This is a genomic window from Micromonospora sp. CA-259024 (assembly GCF_050936255.1).
Lineage (GTDB): Bacteria > Actinomycetota > Actinomycetes > Mycobacteriales > Micromonosporaceae > Micromonospora.
This window is the reverse complement of sequence record NZ_JBNJND010000002.1, coordinates 113389-131700: the sequence shown is the minus strand read 5'-3', so window position 1 is coordinate 131700 and position 18312 is coordinate 113389. Positions and strand designations below refer to the sequence as shown.

Annotated in this window: 13 protein-coding genes; 4 read left to right on the top strand and 9 right to left on the bottom strand. The window is 70.9% G+C overall.

All coding sequences use genetic code 11. From position 1 onward, the window contains the following. Nucleotides 1-48: 48 nt before the first annotated feature. On the bottom strand, nucleotides 49-1182 hold the full coding sequence (locus ACQEUX_RS19885; RefSeq protein ID WP_433050380.1) for a GlxA family transcriptional regulator: 1134 nt from the start codon (nucleotides 1180-1182) through the stop codon (nucleotides 49-51). A gap of 212 nt (nucleotides 1183-1394) precedes the next feature. On the opposite strand from ACQEUX_RS19885, the gene ACQEUX_RS19880 reads away from it, so the two are divergent. Then, nucleotides 1395-2576, top strand: a complete 1182-nt coding sequence (locus ACQEUX_RS19880) for a low temperature requirement protein A (RefSeq protein ID WP_433050377.1) — start codon at nucleotides 1395-1397, stop codon at nucleotides 2574-2576. A 70-nt stretch (nucleotides 2577-2646) separates the two neighbouring features. On the opposite strand, the gene ACQEUX_RS19875 is transcribed toward ACQEUX_RS19880, so the two are convergent. Beyond that, nucleotides 2647-3855 carry a low temperature requirement protein A gene (locus tag ACQEUX_RS19875; RefSeq protein ID WP_433050374.1) on the bottom strand — a complete coding sequence of 403 codons (1209 nt, stop codon included), beginning with the start codon at nucleotides 3853-3855 and terminating at the stop codon, nucleotides 2647-2649. A 109-nt stretch (nucleotides 3856-3964) separates the two neighbouring features. Between ACQEUX_RS19875 and ACQEUX_RS19870 the strand changes: the two genes are divergently transcribed. Further along, a complete protein-coding gene (locus tag ACQEUX_RS19870; protein ID WP_433050371.1) occupies nucleotides 3965-7312 on the top strand; it encodes a BTAD domain-containing putative transcriptional regulator in 3348 nt (1115 codons plus the stop codon). A 219-nt stretch (nucleotides 7313-7531) separates the two neighbouring features. Next, entirely contained in the window at nucleotides 7532-8200 is a 669-nt protein-coding gene (locus tag ACQEUX_RS19865; RefSeq protein WP_433050368.1) for a hemerythrin domain-containing protein, read from the top strand. Between the two features lie 84 nt (nucleotides 8201-8284). Here the strand turns inward: ACQEUX_RS19865 and ACQEUX_RS19860 are convergent, their stop codons facing one another. From ACQEUX_RS19860 to ACQEUX_RS19845, 4 genes are all read right to left on the bottom strand, one after another. Next, nucleotides 8285-9049 carry an alpha/beta fold hydrolase gene (locus tag ACQEUX_RS19860; protein WP_433050365.1) on the bottom strand — a complete coding sequence of 255 codons (765 nt, stop codon included), beginning with the start codon at nucleotides 9047-9049 and terminating at the stop codon, nucleotides 8285-8287. A 69-nt stretch (nucleotides 9050-9118) separates the two neighbouring features. After that, nucleotides 9119-9760, bottom strand: a complete 642-nt coding sequence (locus tag ACQEUX_RS19855; RefSeq protein WP_433050362.1) for a GNAT family N-acetyltransferase — start codon at nucleotides 9758-9760, stop codon at nucleotides 9119-9121. A 209-nt stretch (nucleotides 9761-9969) separates the two neighbouring features. Next, complete coding sequence (locus ACQEUX_RS19850; protein ID WP_433050359.1) at nucleotides 9970-11157, bottom strand: NAD(P)/FAD-dependent oxidoreductase; 1188 nt, start codon at nucleotides 11155-11157, stop codon at nucleotides 9970-9972. Nucleotides 11158-11320: 163 nt separating this feature from the next. After that, on the bottom strand, nucleotides 11321-12265 hold the full coding sequence (locus ACQEUX_RS19845; RefSeq protein WP_433050356.1) for an RNA polymerase sigma-70 factor: 945 nt from the start codon (nucleotides 12263-12265) through the stop codon (nucleotides 11321-11323). Nucleotides 12266-12428: 163 nt separating this feature from the next. Here ACQEUX_RS19845 and ACQEUX_RS19840 point away from each other — a divergent pair, with 163 nt between their 5' ends. Continuing rightward, on the top strand, nucleotides 12429-15962 hold the full coding sequence (locus tag ACQEUX_RS19840; RefSeq protein ID WP_433050353.1) for a S8 family serine peptidase: 3534 nt from the start codon (nucleotides 12429-12431) through the stop codon (nucleotides 15960-15962). Here ACQEUX_RS19840 and ACQEUX_RS19835 read toward each other — a convergent pair. The 3 genes from ACQEUX_RS19835 to ACQEUX_RS19825 all read right to left on the bottom strand — a co-directional run bounded on the left by ACQEUX_RS19835 (nucleotide 15925) and on the right by ACQEUX_RS19825 (nucleotide 18284). Next, nucleotides 15925-17241 carry an MFS transporter gene (locus tag ACQEUX_RS19835; RefSeq protein WP_433050350.1) on the bottom strand — a complete coding sequence of 439 codons (1317 nt, stop codon included), beginning with the start codon at nucleotides 17239-17241 and terminating at the stop codon, nucleotides 15925-15927. The two genes, ACQEUX_RS19840 and ACQEUX_RS19835, sit on opposite strands and share 38 nt — an antisense overlap. A gap of 76 nt (nucleotides 17242-17317) precedes the next feature. Then, nucleotides 17318-17797: a hypothetical protein gene (locus ACQEUX_RS19830; protein ID WP_433050347.1), complete on the bottom strand. Its 480-nt coding sequence runs from the start codon at nucleotides 17795-17797 to the stop codon at nucleotides 17318-17320. A gap of 37 nt (nucleotides 17798-17834) precedes the next feature. Next, nucleotides 17835-18284 (bottom strand): N-acetyltransferase family protein, encoded by a 450-nt coding sequence (locus ACQEUX_RS19825; protein WP_433050344.1) that lies wholly within the window; start codon nucleotides 18282-18284, stop codon nucleotides 17835-17837. Between the last annotated feature and the right edge of the window lie 28 nt (nucleotides 18285-18312).

Genomic DNA, 18312 nt, shown 5'->3' with positions numbered 1-18312 from the left:
GAAAGCATCGACATGTACAACCTTAAGGTCAGCCTGCGGCCACGATGATCAGTGCCAAGTGCTACCGCGATGGGCCAACGGTCGACGAGTCGTGGCCGGCGCGCCAACGACTGCTGAGTCATGGCCACGATCCTGCCGGCGACGCGGCGGTCGGCACCGCTTCGGGATCGATCGTGTCCGAATCGCTGGGACGCGGGGCCGAAGCCGTGGTATCAACCGGGGGCGCCGCAGCGTGCACCGCCCGGTAGCGGGAGGCGGCACGGCGTACCGATCGACGAACGCCTGCCGCAGCGATTCGGGTGTGCCGAATCCGCAGCGTCGTGCCACGGCCCTCAGGGGCAGCCCGGTCGATGCCAGCAGGTGCGCGGCCGCCTCGGTCCGCACCCGACGCACGTAGTGCCCCGGAGTCTGCCCGAGGTGCTCGACGAACAGTCGCGACAGGTGGCGCTCGCTGACCCCGGTGAGCCGGGCCAGCGCCGCCGTGCTCAGGTCGTTGGCGAGGTGGCTCACGATGTGATCGCTGATCCTGCGGACCATGACGTCGTCGGTGGCCCGGCCGGCCAGGAACATGCTCATCTGGGCCTGCCCGCCGGGCCGTTGCAGGTACGCCACCGTGCCCATCGCCACGCCCCGAGCCAGCGCCGCCCCGTGATCCTCCTCGATGAAGGCGAGCGTCAGGTCCAGTGCACTCGTCACGCCACCCGAGGTCGCGACGGTGCCGTCCCGGACGTAGATCGGTTCGGCGTCGACCCGCACGTCGGGAAACCGGTCCGCCAACCGGTGGGCGTACATCCAGTGCGTGGTGGCCCGCCGACCGCTGAGTAGGCCGGCCTCGGCCAGCACTGTCGACCCGGTGCAGACCGAGGCGACCCGCTCCGCCAGCCCGGCCAGCCGCCGGACGTGGCCGACGAGGTGCGGACTCGCCGCCGCCCACTCATGGCCTTGGCCACCGGTCACCAGCAACGTGTGCACCGGCCCGGTGAACCGTTCCAGGCCCACCTCGCCCGCCAGCCGCAGCCCCGAGTCGCAACTGATCTCCCGCCGGCCGGGGGTGGCCAGGACGACCCGGTACGGCGGCGTGGCGCCGATCCGGTTGGCGATGTCGAGGCTGGACGTCACGCAGGCGATGTCGAGCAACTCCGCCCCGTCGTACCCGACGACGAGGAACACCCGTTCGCGCATGTCAACAGCGTAGGCTACCCCCGGGGGGTATTGGTAGCGCTGTCGGTCAGGCGGTGCGGCGGTGTCAGGGTTTCGCGGCTTGCCTCCTGCCGAACCAGCTTGCCGACAGCTACCTGCGGATCCGCGGCGAACACAACCGCGCGCCCGTTGAGGCCCCCGGGAGCGGCGATGCCACTACGATAGTGGGATAATTCCGGCAGAATGAGTCCCCGATGGCTGATGACGTCGGCGTGGTTCGGGAAGCGACGGGCGAACATCGCCCAGCTTTTCTCGAACTCTTCTTCGACCTGGTGTTCTTCCTCGCGCTGATCGTGCTCGCGGCGGACCTGTCCGCGACACTGACCTGGTTGGCCGCCGCGCAAACCCTGATCCTGTTTCTGGCGTTCGCACTGGTGTGGGCCCTGTCCTCGTGGGTGGCGGACACCTCCGACCTGAATCGTCCGCGTGGTCAGGTGCAGGTCTTCTGGGTGATGACGGGCAGCCTGGTGATGTCGGCCGCGGTCCCGGAGGCGTTCGACGGACGAGGGCTGCTCTTCGCGATCGGGTATCTCGCGGTCCAGCTCGGGTCGGCCACGTACCTACTGATCACCGGTCGCCGACAGATAGTACGGATCCGTAACCGTCGAATCCTCTTCTGGGCCGGCATCTCCGGGGTGGCCTGGCTCGCCGGCGCGCTCCTTCCCAATACTCCGCGCACAGTGCTGTGGGCACTGGCGATAACGATCGAGTACACGGCGGCCGTGCTCGGCTGGCCCACACCGAAACTCGGCCACTCCGTGGGGTGGGAGTGGAAAATCGTCGGTGAGCGCATCGCCGAACGCTACCGTCAACTTCTGATCATTGCGCTCGGGGTATCGGTCTTCACATCCGGGCTGACGCTCAGCCCCGACAACTACACGATCTATCGGGTCGCCGCCTTCGGGATGGCGTTCGCCACGGCGGTACTGATGTGGCGGATCTACATCTATCGTGCCGGTGAATTGCTGCCCGATGCCATCGTCGCTTCCACCAATCCATCCAGGTTCGGTCAGTTCGCGGCGGTGAGCCATCTCGTCATGGTCGCCGGCATCATCCTCTCCGCGGCCGGCACCGCACTCGTCATCGACGACCCGTTGCGCCCTGCCCACCCGGGCTGGGGTGCGACCATGCTCGGCGGCCCGGTGCTTTTCCTGGTCGGCCGCAGTGTGCTCGCCTACACCGTCTTCAGCCAAGTGTCGTGGACCCGCCCCATCGGGATCATCGTGATCGGTCTGCTCGCGGCCGCCTTCCCCGTCCTCCCGCAACTCACGATCATGGCGCTCGTCACGTTCATCCTGCTCGGCATCGCATTGGCGGACAGTTTCAACTTCGGAATACGACCGGGGCCGGCCACGCCCCCACGGCTACCTTTCTGATTCCTCGCCGTCGAAATGCCAGGGCTCGACACTGCCGCTCGGTGACGGCGATCGGACGCCGGAGGTGTCTTTACGAACTCCGTCCGCCAGCGGCTTGGGCACTTGGAGAGGGCGACCGGGGGAGCGCGACCGCCAACTCGACGACCAGCGTCGCGGCGAGCACCACGTCGATCAGGATCAGTACGGTGAACATCGGCAGCATATGCAGTGCCGGCATTATGGCGAGCAGCACAAACATCCCGATGAGTCGGGGGCGGAACGACCGGCGCACCACCAGATCAAACAGTGAACTGCCGAGCAGGAAGAGCGCGGGTCCGCCAGTAACGGCGATCGTCCACGCCACGTTCTCCCTGTCCAGCGGGTCACGCGCGGCCAGGTCGGCGGCTGTCGCGAACACCACGATTCCGGCGACCATCACCAGATGGCTGTGCGACATGAGGATCCCTCGACGCGTTTGCTCCAGGAGCGTGATGGATGGTCCGGCGACCAGTTCCCGCACTCTGTTGATGTAGATCTGGAAGACCAGGAGTGCTCCGACGAACGCGGCCACTGCCGCGGCGACGCTCTCGAACGCGAATGGGCCTCCGACGACGCGCAGGCCGACGCCGAGGATCATCTCCCCGATCGCGATGACGAGGATCTGAAGGTGCCGCTCGTGGAGGTGGGGACCGGCGAAGATCCGGGCGGCCAATGCGGTGCGGCCGAGGCCCGGCGTCGGCCACCCATAGGTTGCCGAGACGTATTCGATGACGAGCGCGGCGGCCCACAGCACCAACTGGGTGTGGCCCTGCGCGATCGCCCCGCCGATCCAGAGGGGACTGGTGAGACCGTGCCAGAAGACGACCCGGACGCTCCTGGCCTGCACGGTTCGATTGGCTCTGGTAGCGGGGATGAGCACACCATCGCGGGCAACATGGATGGCGAGGTACGCGCCGGCGAAGAACAGGGCGCGCGTTTCGAACGCGGTCGGCATCACGAGCGCCATCAGCATGACGCCGAGCATGATGGCGATCACCATTATCTGGATCTTCGGCAGCCGCGGGTTGAACAGGTCGGTCACCCAGACTGTCAGTACCCAGGCCCACCACGCGGTGAGGAGCAGTATGAGCGTCTGGAACGCGCCGTCCCAGGTCAGGTTCTGGACCAGATCGTGCGACAACTGGGCGAAAACCAATATGAAGGCGAGATCGAAGAAGAGTTCGAGGAACGACGGAGGTGCGGCCTGACCCGGAGGGCGGCCGATCGCCGATGTCGACTGACCGTGCCGCAACCACTTCATGTCCTCTTTTGTACCATCTCTCCGATATGCGCCGCCGCCTCCAGTGGTCCGATCCGGTCGCACCGAGTCCACAGCGGCGCCAGCCGGTACGACTAACATTGTCCAGGTCATGCTGCTGCGGGTGCTGGGAGCGTTCGGGCTCGAGCTCGACAACGGCGAACCGGTCGACCTCGGTGGCCCCCGCCAACGTGCCGTGCTCGCCCTGCTGCTGTCTGCCCGTGGCGAGGTCGTCTCCGTCGACCGGATGATCAACAATCTGTGGCAGGGTGAGGCACCACCCCGGGCCATCGCCTCACTGCAGGTGTACATCTCGAATCTGCGGCGGCTGCTGGAGCCGTCCCGTGAACGCCGGACACCGGCCCGGCTGCTGGTGACCGCCCCGCCCGGGTACGCGATCCGGGTGCCCGCGGACGCCGTTGACGCCTGGCAATTCGAGCGGCTGCTCGCCGAGGCGAGGTCGGTCAGCACCACCGATCCGGCTCGCGCCGGCCGGCTGCTGGACGCCGGGCTCGGACTGTGGCGCGGCGGACCGTACGCCGAACTCGCCGGGGAGCCGTGGGTGCAGCCGGAGGTGACGCGGCTGGAGGAGCTGCGCCTCGTGGCCCGGGAGTTGCTGCTCGACGTGACCCTGCGCACCGGGAGGGCGGCCGAGGCGGTACCGGAGGCGGAGGCACTGACACGACAGACGCCCCTGCGGGAGGAGAGCTGGCGGCTGCTGGCGCTGGCGCTGTGGCGTACCGGTCGGCAGGGCGAGGCACTCGCCGCGTTGCGCCGGGCGCGCGCGACCCTGGCCGAGGAACTCGGCCTGGACCCGGGACCGGCGCTTGTCGAGGTGGAACAGGCGATCCTGGGTCAGCGCCTCGACCTGCTGTCGACGGCGGCAGGGACACCGGCAACGGCGCCGGCCGTGCCGTACGACCGTGCCGCGCCCCCGCCTCCGGCACGACCGGACGCGGAGCGATCGACCACGCCGGCGCCGGACGAGGTGTTCGTCGGGCGGGAGGCGGAACTGGCGGCCCTCGGGGAGACGGCGGCCGAGGCGATTGCTGGCGGGCCCCGAATCGTGCTGCTCACCGGGGAGGCCGGTGCTGGCAAGAGCAGTCTGCTCGCCCGCTTCCGGCGGGAGCTCGCCGCCCACGGTTGGCTGGTCGCCGTCGGCCGCTGTCCGGAGGTCGAGGGCGCTCCGCCGGCCTGGGCGTGGGTCGAGGCACTCCGGCAACTCGCCAGGGAGGCGCCGCCCGGGGACTTCGCTCCGGCGCTCGCACCGCTGCTCGACGACACCGATCGCGACCTCGGCGGCGACGTCGCCGCCGGCCGGTTTCGGCTGCACCGCGCGGTCGCGACGTGGCTGCGCGCTGCGGCGGGCCACCGACCGATCGCCATCCTCCTCGACGACCTGCACGCCGCCGACGCCGAGACGTTGCTGCTGCTGACCAGCGTCACCGAGCTGACCGATGCGGCCATCCTGTTCGTCGCAGCGTTCCGGCCCACCGACAACCGCGAGCGGCTCGCCGAGAACATGGCGGCGTTGGCTCGCCGGTCCCCGCGCCGGATACCGCTCGACGGACTCGCAGCGGCCGACGTGCAGCGGCTCATCGACTCGATCATCCGGACGACCGTCGACACGGACACGGTCGCCGCGTTGACCGAGCGCACCGGCGGAAACCCGTTCTATGTCCGGGAGGCGGCCCAGTTGCTCGCCTCCGAGGGGGCACTCGTGGCCATGTCCGAGGTGCCGGAAGGGGTGCGCGACGTGCTGCGCCGACGCCTCTCCCGGCTGCCGCGACCGGCGGTCGCGGTGTTGCGCCTCGCCGCCGTCGCCGGGCGGGAGGCGGACGTGGAGACACTTGTCGAGGCCGCCGACGCCGACGAGGACACTGTGCTCGACGCCTTGGAGGCCGGGCTGGTCGCCGGCCTGCTCACCGAACCGGCGCCGGGGCGGGTGCGGTTCGTGCATGATCTGGTCCGCGACACCATCTACACCGACATCTCCCAGCTACGCCGCTCCCGTATGCACGCCCGGGTCGCCACCTGCGTCCGCCGGCTGCGTCCGGACGACCACCCGGCGCTGGCCCACCACTACGCCCGCGCCGCGTCGTCCGACACCGCGCGGCTCGCCGTCGACTACGCGATCCGCGCCGCCGAGCTGGCCGAGCGACGGTACGCGTACGACGTCGCGGTTGAGCTGCTCAGCAACGCCCTGGACAGTGCCGAGGTGGTCCCCGGGGATCGCGCCGCGCTGCGGGTGGACCTGCTCGGCCGGTTGCTCCGCGCGCAGGCCCGCGCCGGCGCCAGCGGAGCCGCCCGCAGGACCCGTGCTCGCGCCGTCGACGTCGCCGTCGCCTCGGGCCGGGACGAACTGCTCGTCGCGGCGTTCACCGCGTGGAAGGTCGCCACACCGTGGCTGATCCGTGCGTACGGGGTTGTGGAGCACGAGGTCGTCGAACCTCTCACGCGGCTGTTGGGCAAGGGCGACCTGGATCCGGTCGACCGTTGTCGACTGCTGGAGGCGCTGACCAGCGAGCTTGAGGGCGAGTCCGACCCACGCGGCCCGGCGGCCGGGCTGGAGGCGTTGGCCATCTCGCGCGAGTTCGACGACCCTGAGCTGCGCGCCCTCGGGCTCGCCGCCCGCCTCCGCACCCTGCGATTCGACCGGCAGGCGCCACAGCGGCGGGGCCTTGCGCTGGAACTTCGCGACCTCGCCACCGAGCATGGCCTGGTGACCTACCACTGGCTGGCCGAGCAGGCGCTCGGCCAGAGCGCCGCCGCGCTCAACCAACCGGAGGAGCTGCACGCCAGCATCGCCCGGCAGGCGGCGATGGTCAGCACCTACCGGCTCAACGAGGCGATGGCGATCGGCCTCGCCACGCAGGGCGTACTCGCCCACGTCGCGGGTGACTTCGTGACGGCACAGCGCCGCTACGACGAGGCCGCCGGCCAGATGCGACAGCAGGGTTCGCTGCACGCCGACACCCTCCGCTACTACTCCACCGCGACCCTGCTGATCAGCCAGCGGCGCCTCGGTGAGTATCTGGAGCCGACCCGGGTCTCGCGCGAGATGTTCGGTCCGGCTCTCGACGACCTGCTGGCGCTGGCCCTCGTCCAGAGCGGCAGGGTCGACGAGGCCAGGACCGTGCCGGTCGGGGTGCATCCCTGCCGTCCCGACTACTTCCAGTCGACGGCTCTCACCGTACGGGCGATGGTCGCCGTGGCGCTGGGCCGCAGGGACCTGGCGCAGCCCATCATCGACGAGCTGCTTCCGGTACGCGAACAGCTGGCCGGTTTCTCCAGCACCGCGTTCACGCTGCGCCCGGTCGCGCTGACACTCGGCGAGCTGTTTCGGCTACAGGGCCACCCGGACCTGGCGGTATGGCACTTCAGGCTGGCGGCGGAGGTGGCCCGCCGGTGGAACGCGCCGTACTGGTTGGCGGAGGCGGAGTCCGCGCTCGCCGTCTGACGGCGGCTTCGTCCGGCGGCCGTTCCCTCCCTGTCCGGTCCGTCCGAGGACGGGCGGACACGCGATTGGTGATCTTTAAGTCGGTTGCAAGTGCTGTCGGGCAGGCTTCGACGGGCAACTCCGGCGCGAGAACCGTCGCCCCGGAGCGCCAACCCGAAAACGCCTGAACAGGTAGCGCCCCCCGGAAAGGTCGCAGTGAACCCGAACCACAACGAAGCCATGGCCGACGTGCGCGACATGTACATGGCGCACGCCAGCCTCCGTCGTGAGATCAGCCTGCTGCCGAAGCTCGTCCAGGATGTCGCCCCGGGCGACACCGGACGCGCCGAGGTCGTCGGCGGCCACGCCAGCATGGTGTGCGGTGTTCTGCACCAGCACCACGAGGGCGAGGACCTGCTGCTCTGGCCCCGGCTGAGCGAGCGGGGCGGCGCGGAGGCCGAGGCCATCGTCCCCCTCATGCACGACCAGCACCACGCCATCGAAGAGGCCAACGCGGAGGTGTCCCGGCTGCTCCCCGGCTGGCGTGCCACCGCACAGGGTGGTGCCGAACTCGCCGCCGCCTTCGAACGGCTGCGCGTCGCGCTGGTCGAGCACATGGCGACGGAGGAGAGTCAGCTTCTGCCGCTGGCGGAGAAGTACATCACCGCCGCGGAGTGGAAGGAGATGGGCGAGCACGGAATGCGCGCGACCCCGAAGAAGTACCTCGCGCTGATCGCCGGCATGACGATGTACGAGGGTGACCCCGAGGTGGTCAAGGGAGTTCTCGCCGAGGCTCCGCTGCCGGTCCGGCTGATCATGCCGATCGTCGCTCGCCGCGCTTACGCCGCCCATGCCAAGCGTGTCCACGGCACCGCGACCCCACAACGCTTCTCCACGCCCGCACGCTGAGCGGACCCTGTCCCCGGATCTGGTCCGCGAACTCGGCCGCCGGGGACAGGCCGGGCTGGGCTGGGCGGCTGAAGCTCCCCGGGTTCAGTCGTGTCCGGAGAGAAAGGCACTCACAGCGGCGGCGAACTGCGCCTGAGCATCGTGATGCACCACGTGACCGGCTGGCAGCTCGACAAGACGAGCCTGGCCGGCGCGTCGGGCGATCATCTCGCCGGCGTGGCCGGCCGCCAGTTCGTCGCTGCGTGTGCCACGAATCAGGAGAGTGGGGCAGGTCACCGAAACCCAGTCCTTCCAGTGGTCACCGCTCAGTGCCTTCTGGGACGCCACCGTGTCGCCGATGTCGAACGAGAAGCCCCAGCCGTCTCCGGACTGGCGGAAGGAACATTCCAGATAGGGCGCCGCCGCACCGAGGGCCGAGGCCAGCGCATCACGGGACGGCGCGTGGCGGGGGAGGCTGGTCGTGAATGACCAGTCGACGTCCACGACCGCGCCGATGTCCTCGACGATCAGCGCGGTGACCAGGTCCGCGTACCGGCCGGCGTACTGGTAGGCGTTCACTCCGCCGAGTGAGTGGCCCAGCATCGCCACCGGGCCGACTTCCAGATGCCGGTGGAACGCGGCGACGTCGGCAACGTAGTCGTCACGCTCATAGCTCTCGGCACGGTCCGACGCTCCGTGCCCGCGCTGATCGAGCGCGATCACCCGCCACCGCGGTGCCAACGCCTCGGCCAGCGGCGCGAATGCCGACGCTTCGTTGTAGTGCCCGTGAAGAGCCAGCAGCGGAGCACCCGAACCACCAAAGTCCAGATACGAAAGCCTTCGACTCCCGGCCGTGAGAAATCCGCGCATGGCCTGGGATGTTAGACCCCCCGTTTCCGCACTCCGGAGCGGTGAGCGGCCGCCCGTCTGGGGGAATGCCTACGCATCGAGCATGAGGGCCTCGGCTCCCACCGGGCGAAACCCGGCCGCTTGGAAGGCGCGAACACTGCGTGCGTTGCCAGCCGCCTGCTGTGCCCAGACGGGTTGCCCGTCGGGCACCAGATGCCGGGCGGCCGTCGCCAGCGCGCACCCCAGGCCCTGGTGGCGTCGTCCCTCGTCGACTTCGATCGCTGTCTCCCAGCGGCCTGCCACGCCCCGGCCGAGAACGACGACGCCGCCGTCGGCCGCCCAGACGCGGACGTCGTCACGGCGCTTACGTGCCCTGGCCTCGCGGGGATGTTCGGAGTCCACAAGCTCCCTCAGCTTCAGCGGGGGCGCACCGGCAAGGGGGCTTGCGACTGTCAGTAGGTCGATCGTGTCCATTGACCGCCCGGTGCGGTCGAGCAGCGCACCCAGGAAACGTGGATTCATCGTCGCAGCCAGGCCGTCGCAGTCGAGAGAAGCCAGGGTGCGGCGTACCCATTCGGGGTCTTCGTCGGTGAACACCACGGAGTGCGCGGTGAAGGCGATGACTCCGGCGTCGCGGTGGCTCGGCTGCGGCACCACCGTGGTCCCGCCGTCCGGGGGCGGGAAGTGCCCGTGTGCCGCCGCGTCCAGGATGTCGGCGATCAAACTGCCCATGACGTCTTCTCCTCGGTTCCGGCCGGCACTGTTCGGTCCTCGTCGCGGCGGCGAAGATCGCCGTCTCCGATGATCTCCCGCCGGGCGAGGACCGCCGCCGGTGGTCACCGACCGCCTCCACGCTCATCTTCGGCGAGCGAGCGTGAGATTCTCGTGCCGTGAGTCGGCGCAGGGGTCGCGGGCAGCGGCGGAGGCGGCCTCTACTGTGCTCACGACGTGGCCGTGCGGATCTCCGATCGGGTCTCGGTGATGCGGCGGCGGCGGACCGGGTACGGCATCGGGTGGGAGATGCCCCAGGCCGCGCCCGTGCAGACGAACTCCTTGTAGCGGGCCGCCAGCCTGCCCGTGATGAGGGACGGCTTGGCCCGGTCGTCGGCGGTCACGAACTGGATGATGCCGTCGCGGCGGCCGAGGCTGATGCACTGGTTGAAATAGCGCAGCGGGGCCTTCGGGATCCTGGTCCGACCGGTCAGGCGCGCGGCGATCGCGTCGGCGGCCTGCCAGGCCATCGGGCTCCCCGAGGCGCAGGACATCCGCAGCGGTTTGCCGCCGGGCCCTTCGGCGAGGCCGGCGTCGCCCACCGCGTACACGTCGGGGTGCGAGACCGAGCGCATCGTGGCGTCGACGACGATCTGTCCGGTTGCCGCGACCTCGATGGTCGTGGCGGCGGCGATGGGATGGACGGCGAAGCCGGCCGTCCACACGGTCACCTGGGCCGGGATCACCCGGCCTCCGCCGGTGACCGCTTGGGTCGCGTCGACCTTCGCGATGTCGGTGTGCTCGTGGACGGTGATGCCGAGCCGACGGAAGACTCCGTGCAGGTGCTGCTGCGCCTTGTCGTTGAGCCAGTCGCCGAGGCCGCCGCGGGCGGCGATCGCGACCTCGAGGTCCGGCCGGGCCTCCGCGATCTCGGTGACCGCTTCGAGGCCGGTGAGGCCTCCGCCGACGACGAGCACGGTCGCGCCGGCCGCGAGGTGGGCGAGGCGGTCGCGCAACCGCAGCGCCGACGGCCTGCCGGCGATGTCGTACGCGTGCTCGGCGACGCCGGGGACGCCGTGGTCCGCGGCCGTGCTGCCGAGGGCATAGACGAGCGTGTCGTACGCGATCTCGTCGGCGCCGTGCTCGTCGACGAGCGCGACGGTTTTGCGGTCGGCGTCGACGGCGGTGACCCGCGCCAGTCGGACCTCGACGCCGGTGCCCGCGTAGACATCGCTCAGCGCCCGGCGCCTGAGGTGCTGCCCGCTGGCGAGTTGGTGCATCCGGACCCGCTCGACGAAATCGGCGTCGGCGTTGACGACGGTGATCTCGATGTCGTCGGGGTGGAGCCGGCTGGCGAGGCGCCCGGCGGCGATGGCCCCGGCGTATCCGGCTCCGAGGACGACGATGCGGTGCTTCATGGTGTCACTCCTGTCTCGGCGGTGGTCGCTTCCTGAACCGGACAGCGGCGCGATTCCTGACAGGAGCCGACTATGACCTGGGTCACCGGACGCCCAGGCCGTGATCTGCGGCTACGAGACCGGCCTGATCACCGCCGGTGAGAACTAGCACCTTCTCGGCACGTCACCAGATGTGCAGGAGGGGTTCCCCGTGCTCCGACGCCGACCACTGGCGGGTGGCGCGTACGAGCTTGTCGGGGTTGACCTGGCTGTGGATGGCCGCGACACCCTCCGACGTCACCTCCAGCGAGACGACACCGACGACCCGGTCACCGAACACGACCACCAGCGCCGGCCCGCCGTTGGCGACCTCGACGTAGAGAGCGAGGCTGCCACCCAGCACGTCCCGCTTGACCCTGCTGGGCGCGAACAGGCCGCGCAGGAACCTCGCCACCGCCAGCGCGCCGACGACCGGGGTCGTCCGCGCCGGGATCTTGCCGCCGCCGTCGCCGGTGCTCGTCACGTCGTCGGTCAGCAGCTCGACCAGCGGTTGGATCTCGCCGCTGGTGGCCGCGGTGAGGAACTCGGCGACGACCTTCCGCGCGGCGGCCCAGTCAACCTCAGCACGGGGCCGGCCGGAAGCGATGTGTTGTCTGGCACGCCGGTAGATCTGCTGGCAGTTCGACTCGGTGATGCCGAGGATCTCGGCGATCTCGCCGTGCGAGTAACCGAAGGCTTCGCGCAGCACGTACGTCACACGCTCGTTGGCCGACAGTCGCTCCATGAGGGTGAGCACCGCCACCGAGACGGATTCGCGCTGTTCGACGGTGTCGACCGGCCCGAGCATCCGGTCCCCGGCGAGGACCGGCTCGGGCAGCCAGGCACCCACATAGGTCTCCCGCCGGGCCCGTGCCGAGGTGAGCTGGTTGAGGCACAGGTTCGTGAGCACCTTCGTCAGCCACGCCTCGGGCGTCTCGATTCTCTCCCGGTCGGCGGACTGCCAGCGCAGGAACGTGTCCTGGACGGCATCCTCGGCGTCGCTCGTCGAGCCCAGCAGGCGATAGGCGATGGCCTCCAGGCGGCCTCTGGAGCGCTCGAACACCTCGACCTCGTCCGGACTGAGCGGCATGGTTCGACAGTATCCACGCGTCTCGCGGGTCTTGGCGCCGAGTGGACGTGGCGCAACGTGGCCAGGACGGCTTAACCGTGCCGTTACGCGATCTCTAGAGCCTTGGTGCCACGCGTTTCCCTACTGCGCAGGAGTCGCATTGCTCGTCCATTCGATACTGGCCGTGCTGACGGCCGCCACGATGGGCACCCCGCTGCCCGTCACGCCGGCGGCGGCCGCGCCGGCCGCGCCGGCCGCCGGGTCGTCATCACGTACGGTCACGCTCATCACCGGCGACAAGGTGACCGTGACCGGCACGGCGGTGACCGGCGTGGAGGCCGCCGGAGGGGTGCGCATCAGCACCTTCGGCGGCGAGACGTACGCCTATCCGGACGCCGCGCTGCCGTACGTCGCCTCGGGTCTGCTCGACGACGACCTGTTCAACGTGACCCGGCTGATCGCCGACGGGTACGACGACGCGCACGCCGCCCGGCTGCCGCTGATCGTCGAGTACGGAACGGGTGCCCGAGCCCTTCCGAAGAGCGCCGCCGAGGTGCGGCCGCTGGAGAGCATCGGCGGTGCCGCGATCACCGTGGCGCGCTCGCGGGAGTTCTGGTCGACGCTCGCCGCTCCGGGGACGTCGATGCGGGGTGGTGTCTCGCGGATCTGGCTGGACGGCAAGGTGCGCGCCGCGTTGGCGGACAGCACGGCGCAGATCGGCGCCCCGCAGGTGTGGTCCGGCGGGGACACCGGCGTGGGCGTGGACGTCGCCGTGCTGGACACCGGCGTCGACCGCGAACATCCGGATCTGGCCGGCCGGATCGAGGAGGCGACCAGCTTCGTTCCCGGCGAGGAGGTGACCGACCGGCACGGGCACGGCACCCACGTGGCGTCCACGATCGCCGGAACCGGCGCGGCGTCGGGCGGTGCCGAACGGGGTGTGGCGCCGGGCGCCGACCTGCACATCGGCAAGGTGCTCAACGACCAGGGCGAGGGCCAGGACTCCTGGATCATCAGCGGGATGGAGTGGGCGGCCCGTACCGCCCGGGCACGGGTGGTCAACATGAGCCTGGGCGGCCGGCCGACCGACGGCACCGACCCGCTCAGCGCCGCGGTGGACCGGCTCAGCGCCGAGACCGGGACGCTGTTCGTGATCGCGGCGGGCAACAGCGGGCCGGACGCGCAGGTGGTCGGCGCACCCGGCGCGGCCGCGTCGGCGCTCACCGTCGGCGCCGTCGACGCGCAGGACCGGCTCGCGGTCTTCTCCAGCCGGGGCCCGCGCCACGGCGACAACGCGCCCAAGCCCGACCTGACCGGGCCGGGCGTCGACATCCTGGCCGCCAGGTCCCAGTACGCGGCCGAGGGTGCGGGCGCGTACCAGACGATGAGCGGCACCTCGATGGCCTCACCGCACGTGGCCGGGGCGGCCGCCCTGCTCGCCGCGGTACACCCGGACTGGACCGGCGCGCGACTCAAGGATGCGCTGATGAGCACCAGCAAGCGGACGCCGCAGCATCCGCTCGACTGGGCCGGGAGCGGTCGCGTCGACGTGGCCGCCGCCGTGCACGCGACGGTGTTCGCGACCGGCACCACCTTCGCCGGGCTGCGCTGGCCGTACTCGCCGGGGCAGCAGGCCGAGCAGACCATCACGTACACGAACACGGGTGACCAGGCGGTGACGCTCGACCTGGCGGTCGCCGGGGAGGCCTTCACGCTGCCGCAACGGCGGATCACCGTGCCCGCGCGGGGAACCGCCACGGCAGCGGTGGTCTCGCCGCTCGACCCGATGCCCGACGGCACGTACGCGATCGGGTCGGTGACCGCCACCGGGCCGGACGGCATCTCCGTTCGCACCGTCGTCGGTCTCAACCGGGAAGCCAAGCACGCGAACCTCACCGTGACCGGCAAGGGCACGGACGGCGGGCCACTGAGCGGCGTCCTGATCGTCAAGGACGTGCTGCACGACACCGTCCCGAAGGCCTACGAGGTGGACGCCAGCGGAACGCTGAAGGTGCGCCTACCGGCGAGCACCTGGGCGATGTGGATGTACGCCGACGTGCGAGGCGCCAACGGGCCGCACTCGCTGGGCCGCGCCGTGCTGGCCGCGCCCGAGGTGGTCCTCGACAGCGACCGCGAGGTGCTCCTGGACGGCAGGAAGCTCACCCAGGCCCGCGCGGAGACCCCGTCGCGGACCAGCCTCGCGCAACTGCGGGTCGACCTGTTCCGGTCGCATCCCGGGAAGTACCCGTTCGGCGACGACTACCTCGTGGGCCCGCAGTACGACAGCATCTGGGCGACGCCGACCGGCCGGAAGGTGACCCAGGGCGCCTTCACCTTCGGCACCCGGTGGAGTTCCAGCCAGCCGCCGCTGTCGCTGACCGTGGCCGGTGAGCGCTTCGACGATCTGCTTGCGCAGTCCGGCTCGTCGACGCTGCCCGAGGGCGTCTACCGCCGTGGTGCGGTGCTGATCCCGGCGGGTGGATCGTTCGCGGCGGCTCGCGGCAGGGTGGCGGTTGTCCGGTACGTCGACGTTCCGACCGCGATCGCGCAGGCGGACGCCGCCCACCGGGCCGGCGCGACGATGCTCCTGATCGTCAACACCGGTTCGGGCCGGCTGGACGCCTGGCGGGAGGTCGGCGACCCCAGTACGCCGCTGCCGGTCGCCGCCATCGCCCGCGACCAGGGGGAGCGCCTGCTGTCCCTGCTCGGTCGGTCGACGGTCACCGTGGAGTCGCACCCGGCGCCGCGCTACGTCTACGACCTCAACCGGTGGCACACCGGCGCGATCCCCGCCGACCTCACCTGGCGGCCACGGGAACGCGACCTGGCCCGGGTGGAGCAGGACTTCCGCGGTCGCAGCGCGGGCATGGGTTACCTGACGCGTGGCGACGCCCACCCCGACCGGCCCGGCTCGGCTCTCCTCGGCCCGATCCTGCCCATCCCGGCGCAGGGCAGGCGCACCGACTGGGTGTCCAGCGGCACCTGGCGTGAGCAGGCCGGCGTGCCCGAGATGACGATGATGTCGGAGGCGCAGGCGTATCCGGTCGGCCGCACCACGACCACCTCCTGGTTCGCGCCGATCGGCCGGCCCCGGCTCTTCGACGACGGCCCGCTCCCGGCCCCGGCGCGGATCGGCGAGCTCGTCGGTGTCTTCGGCCTGCCCGTCTTCGGCGACGGTGACCCGCACCACCAGGGCACGCTGGCGCAGGGTGCGACCCAGACCACCGCGCTCTACGAGGGCGGCACCGAACTCGCCAAGGCCGACGGGGACTTCCTGGTCGCCGAGGTCGGTGCGGCCGCGAAGTCCCTGCGGTTGGTCACGCAGAGCTCCCACGACGGCAGCGTGACGCCGTACAGCACCCGGACGGACACCGAGTGGACCTTCCGCTCCCCGGCGCCGAACCTGGAGCAGGTGGAGCCGATCACGCTCGATCTGGTGCAACTCGACTACCAGGTGGCGACCAGCCTGTCCGGGGTGGCGTCGCGGCATGCCCGACTGGAGGTCACCGCGGCGCGGATCGACGGACGGCCCCTGGGCGCGGCAACCCGCGTCGAGGTGTCCTACGACGACGGTCGCACGTGGCGGCGACTCGGGAGCGCCGGCATCCTCGACGCCCCGAAGTCGGCGCGGTTCGTCAGTGTCCGGGCGACCGCCACCGACGCCGCGAACCACGGCACGGTCACCCAGACGGTGATCCGCGCGTTCGGCGTCCGCTGACCTGATCCCGGCCCGGCCCACGGGCCGGGCCGGGATCTACCCGCTCGGCGGGTCCGCACGGAGTCGCCAATCGGCGGTTCCGACACCGTGTCACGTGGCCCCGTCCGGCGATCAGGCGTGTGTTCCGTCGGGACGACAGGCGGTCGGAGGTGGCGGCCACGGCCGCCAGGCAGATCACCACGGCGGCGATGAGCGGTGGGCGGGCGCCGAGGTGGACGGCCGCGGAGCCGAGGGGGATCGCCACCACGAGCGGCCCGAACATCGCGGTGTTGGCGGTCGCGGAGACCCGGCCCAGCAGTGTTGCCGGGGTGTGCGTCTGCACGGCGGTCACCGCGGCGACCAGGGTCCAGGGCAGGCCGACGCCGGCGAGGGCAGCGCCGCCGACCGTGACCGGCCACCACGGCAGGCACCGCGCCAGGCAGCCGAGAGCGAACAGCACCGTCCCGGCCATGCCGACGCCGACGGGGTTCCACCGGCTGATCAGCCGCCCGACGACCAGGCCGCCGACGATGGAACCGGCGCCCTGCGCGCTGGCCAGCACCCCGAGGAACGTCGTCGGCAGGTGCAGCTCCGAGACGACGATGGTGTAGACCGCCGCGGTCGAGAAGCCGGACATGGCGATCGACACGGCGGCGAGCACGATCGGCACCCGCGTCGCCTGTTGTCCGAACAGGACCGAAATCCCGGCACGAGGGCCGTGACGCCGCTGGGTTGGCTGCTCGGGTGGCGTCCGGTGCAGGCGTACCGCCGCGTACAGGATGGCGACCAGGACCGGCATGGCCGCGCTGAGTACGACGACCGCGTGACCGCCGCGCCAGGCGTAGAGACCGGCGCCGGCCAGTGGAGCGACGAGCTTCATGCCTTCCTGCGCGCTTGAGCGCCACCCGTTGACCTGGCCGAGTTCCGACGACGGCAGCGCGGACGGCAGCAGGGCGGTTTCGCCGGCGTCGATCAGGACGTAGCTGACGCCGTAGGCGCACGAGACGGCGAAGATCAGCCAGGTCTGCCCGGGCCCGCGCACCGCCAACAGTGCCGGCAGCACGGCGGCCAGCATGAGGTTGACGGCGATGACCAGCGGACGCCGGGGCGCCCGGTCCAGCACACCGCCCAGCCACGGGCCGGCGAGCACCGGTGCGTACACGCAGAGGCCGGCGAGTGCCGCGAGGCCGGTGGAACCGGTCAGGTCCAGGATCCAGATGCCGGCGACCAGGGACATGGCGCTGCTGCCGAAGCCGGATAGGAGCGAGATCGCCACGAACAGCCCCGCGTTGCGGCGCATGAGCCCTCCAGGGTGAGCCGGGATGGCTCACACCCTGGTTCTTGAGTCTTTGCAGCGCAATACTGGCGACACCCTGTCAATGAATCGTTGACAGGGTGTCGGTCAGCTTCGTTCCGACGGCCTGGACCGGTGGTGGGAGCCGCCCGCCCGCCTCGGCCAGATCCGCGGCGAGGTGCAGGGCCAACGCGTACAACGAGCCCGGGTCGGCATCCAGCGCGACGTCCACAGTGCTGCGGACGAGCGCCGCCCGGCGGAAACGGGTGTCCCACCGTCGATCTGCCGCGATCCACCGATCGAGGTCGGCCACGGCGCCCCGCAGCGTCCTGATCTGCGGCGACAGGCGGAGGTCGAGCTGCTGCCGCCGCGACCACCGCGCCGCCACCAGGCGTTGGCGTCGCTGCTCGGCGGCCTGCCGGCTGCCGAGGCCCAGGGCCGTCGCGATCTGCGCCCACGTCGCGCCGTCGTGGCGCGCCCGGTCGATGAGGTCCAACTCCTGCTCGTCCAGTCGGGCACGGGTGGCGCGAACATCGGCCAACTGAGCCAACTCCACCGTCACGTGTCAACGTTACATTGACATCGGGGTGGACGCCTGATCACGGTGACGGCGTGGGCTCGCGCACCATGAACACGTCCACCGGGTCCTCGGTCTCGACCGTGAAGCCGTGCCGCTCGTACAGCCGCCGGGCCGGGCTGCCCCGCAACACGTTCAGTCGGACCACGGTGCCGGCGCGGTCGCACCGGTCCAGCAGCCCACGCAACACGGCCGTGCCGATGCCACTGCTTTGTCGGTGCGGGGCCAGGTAGAAGTGCTCCAGCCAGTGAGCGTCCGCTGCCGGGCGCAGCGCCACGGAGCCGGCGAACACGCCGCCCACCTCGACAATCCAGGTGTACGCCGGTGCGAACCCGTCGCGCAGGCGCTGCCGTACCCGCTGCTCGTCGTACCGCCCGAGCCGCTCCAGGTCGGCCCGCAGCACCACCGCCCGCAACTCGGCCACGGCCTCGACGTCCGCCATCAGAGCGGGTCGCATCTCCCAGTCCGCCATGATCACAAAGCTATCGCTGTCGGCCGGC

Coding starts and splice junctions, on each gene's coding strand:
- ACQEUX_RS19885 (WP_433050380.1), bottom strand. CDS start 1,182: ATGCGCGAACGGGTGTTCCTCGTCGTCGGGTACGACGGGGCGGAGTTG.
- ACQEUX_RS19875 (WP_433050374.1), bottom strand. CDS start 3,855: ATGAAGTGGTTGCGGCACGGTCAGTCGACATCGGCGATCGGCCGCCCT.
- ACQEUX_RS19850 (WP_433050359.1), bottom strand. CDS start 11,157: ATGAAGCACCGCATCGTCGTCCTCGGAGCCGGATACGCCGGGGCCATC.
- ACQEUX_RS19860 (WP_433050365.1), bottom strand. CDS start 9,049: ATGCGCGGATTTCTCACGGCCGGGAGTCGAAGGCTTTCGTATCTGGAC.
- ACQEUX_RS19825 (WP_433050344.1), bottom strand. CDS start 18,284: ATGGCGGACTGGGAGATGCGACCCGCTCTGATGGCGGACGTCGAGGCC.
- ACQEUX_RS19835 (WP_433050350.1), bottom strand. CDS start 17,241: ATGCGCCGCAACGCGGGGCTGTTCGTGGCGATCTCGCTCCTATCCGGC.
- ACQEUX_RS19870 (WP_433050371.1), top strand. CDS start 3,965: ATGCTGCTGCGGGTGCTGGGAGCGTTCGGGCTCGAGCTCGACAACGGC.
- ACQEUX_RS19865 (WP_433050368.1), top strand. CDS start 7,532: ATGGCCGACGTGCGCGACATGTACATGGCGCACGCCAGCCTCCGTCGT.
- ACQEUX_RS19880 (WP_433050377.1), top strand. CDS start 1,395: ATGGCTGATGACGTCGGCGTGGTTCGGGAAGCGACGGGCGAACATCGC.
- ACQEUX_RS19855 (WP_433050362.1), bottom strand. CDS start 9,760: ATGGGCAGTTTGATCGCCGACATCCTGGACGCGGCGGCACACGGGCAC.
- ACQEUX_RS19845 (WP_433050356.1), bottom strand. CDS start 12,265: ATGCCGCTCAGTCCGGACGAGGTCGAGGTGTTCGAGCGCTCCAGAGGC.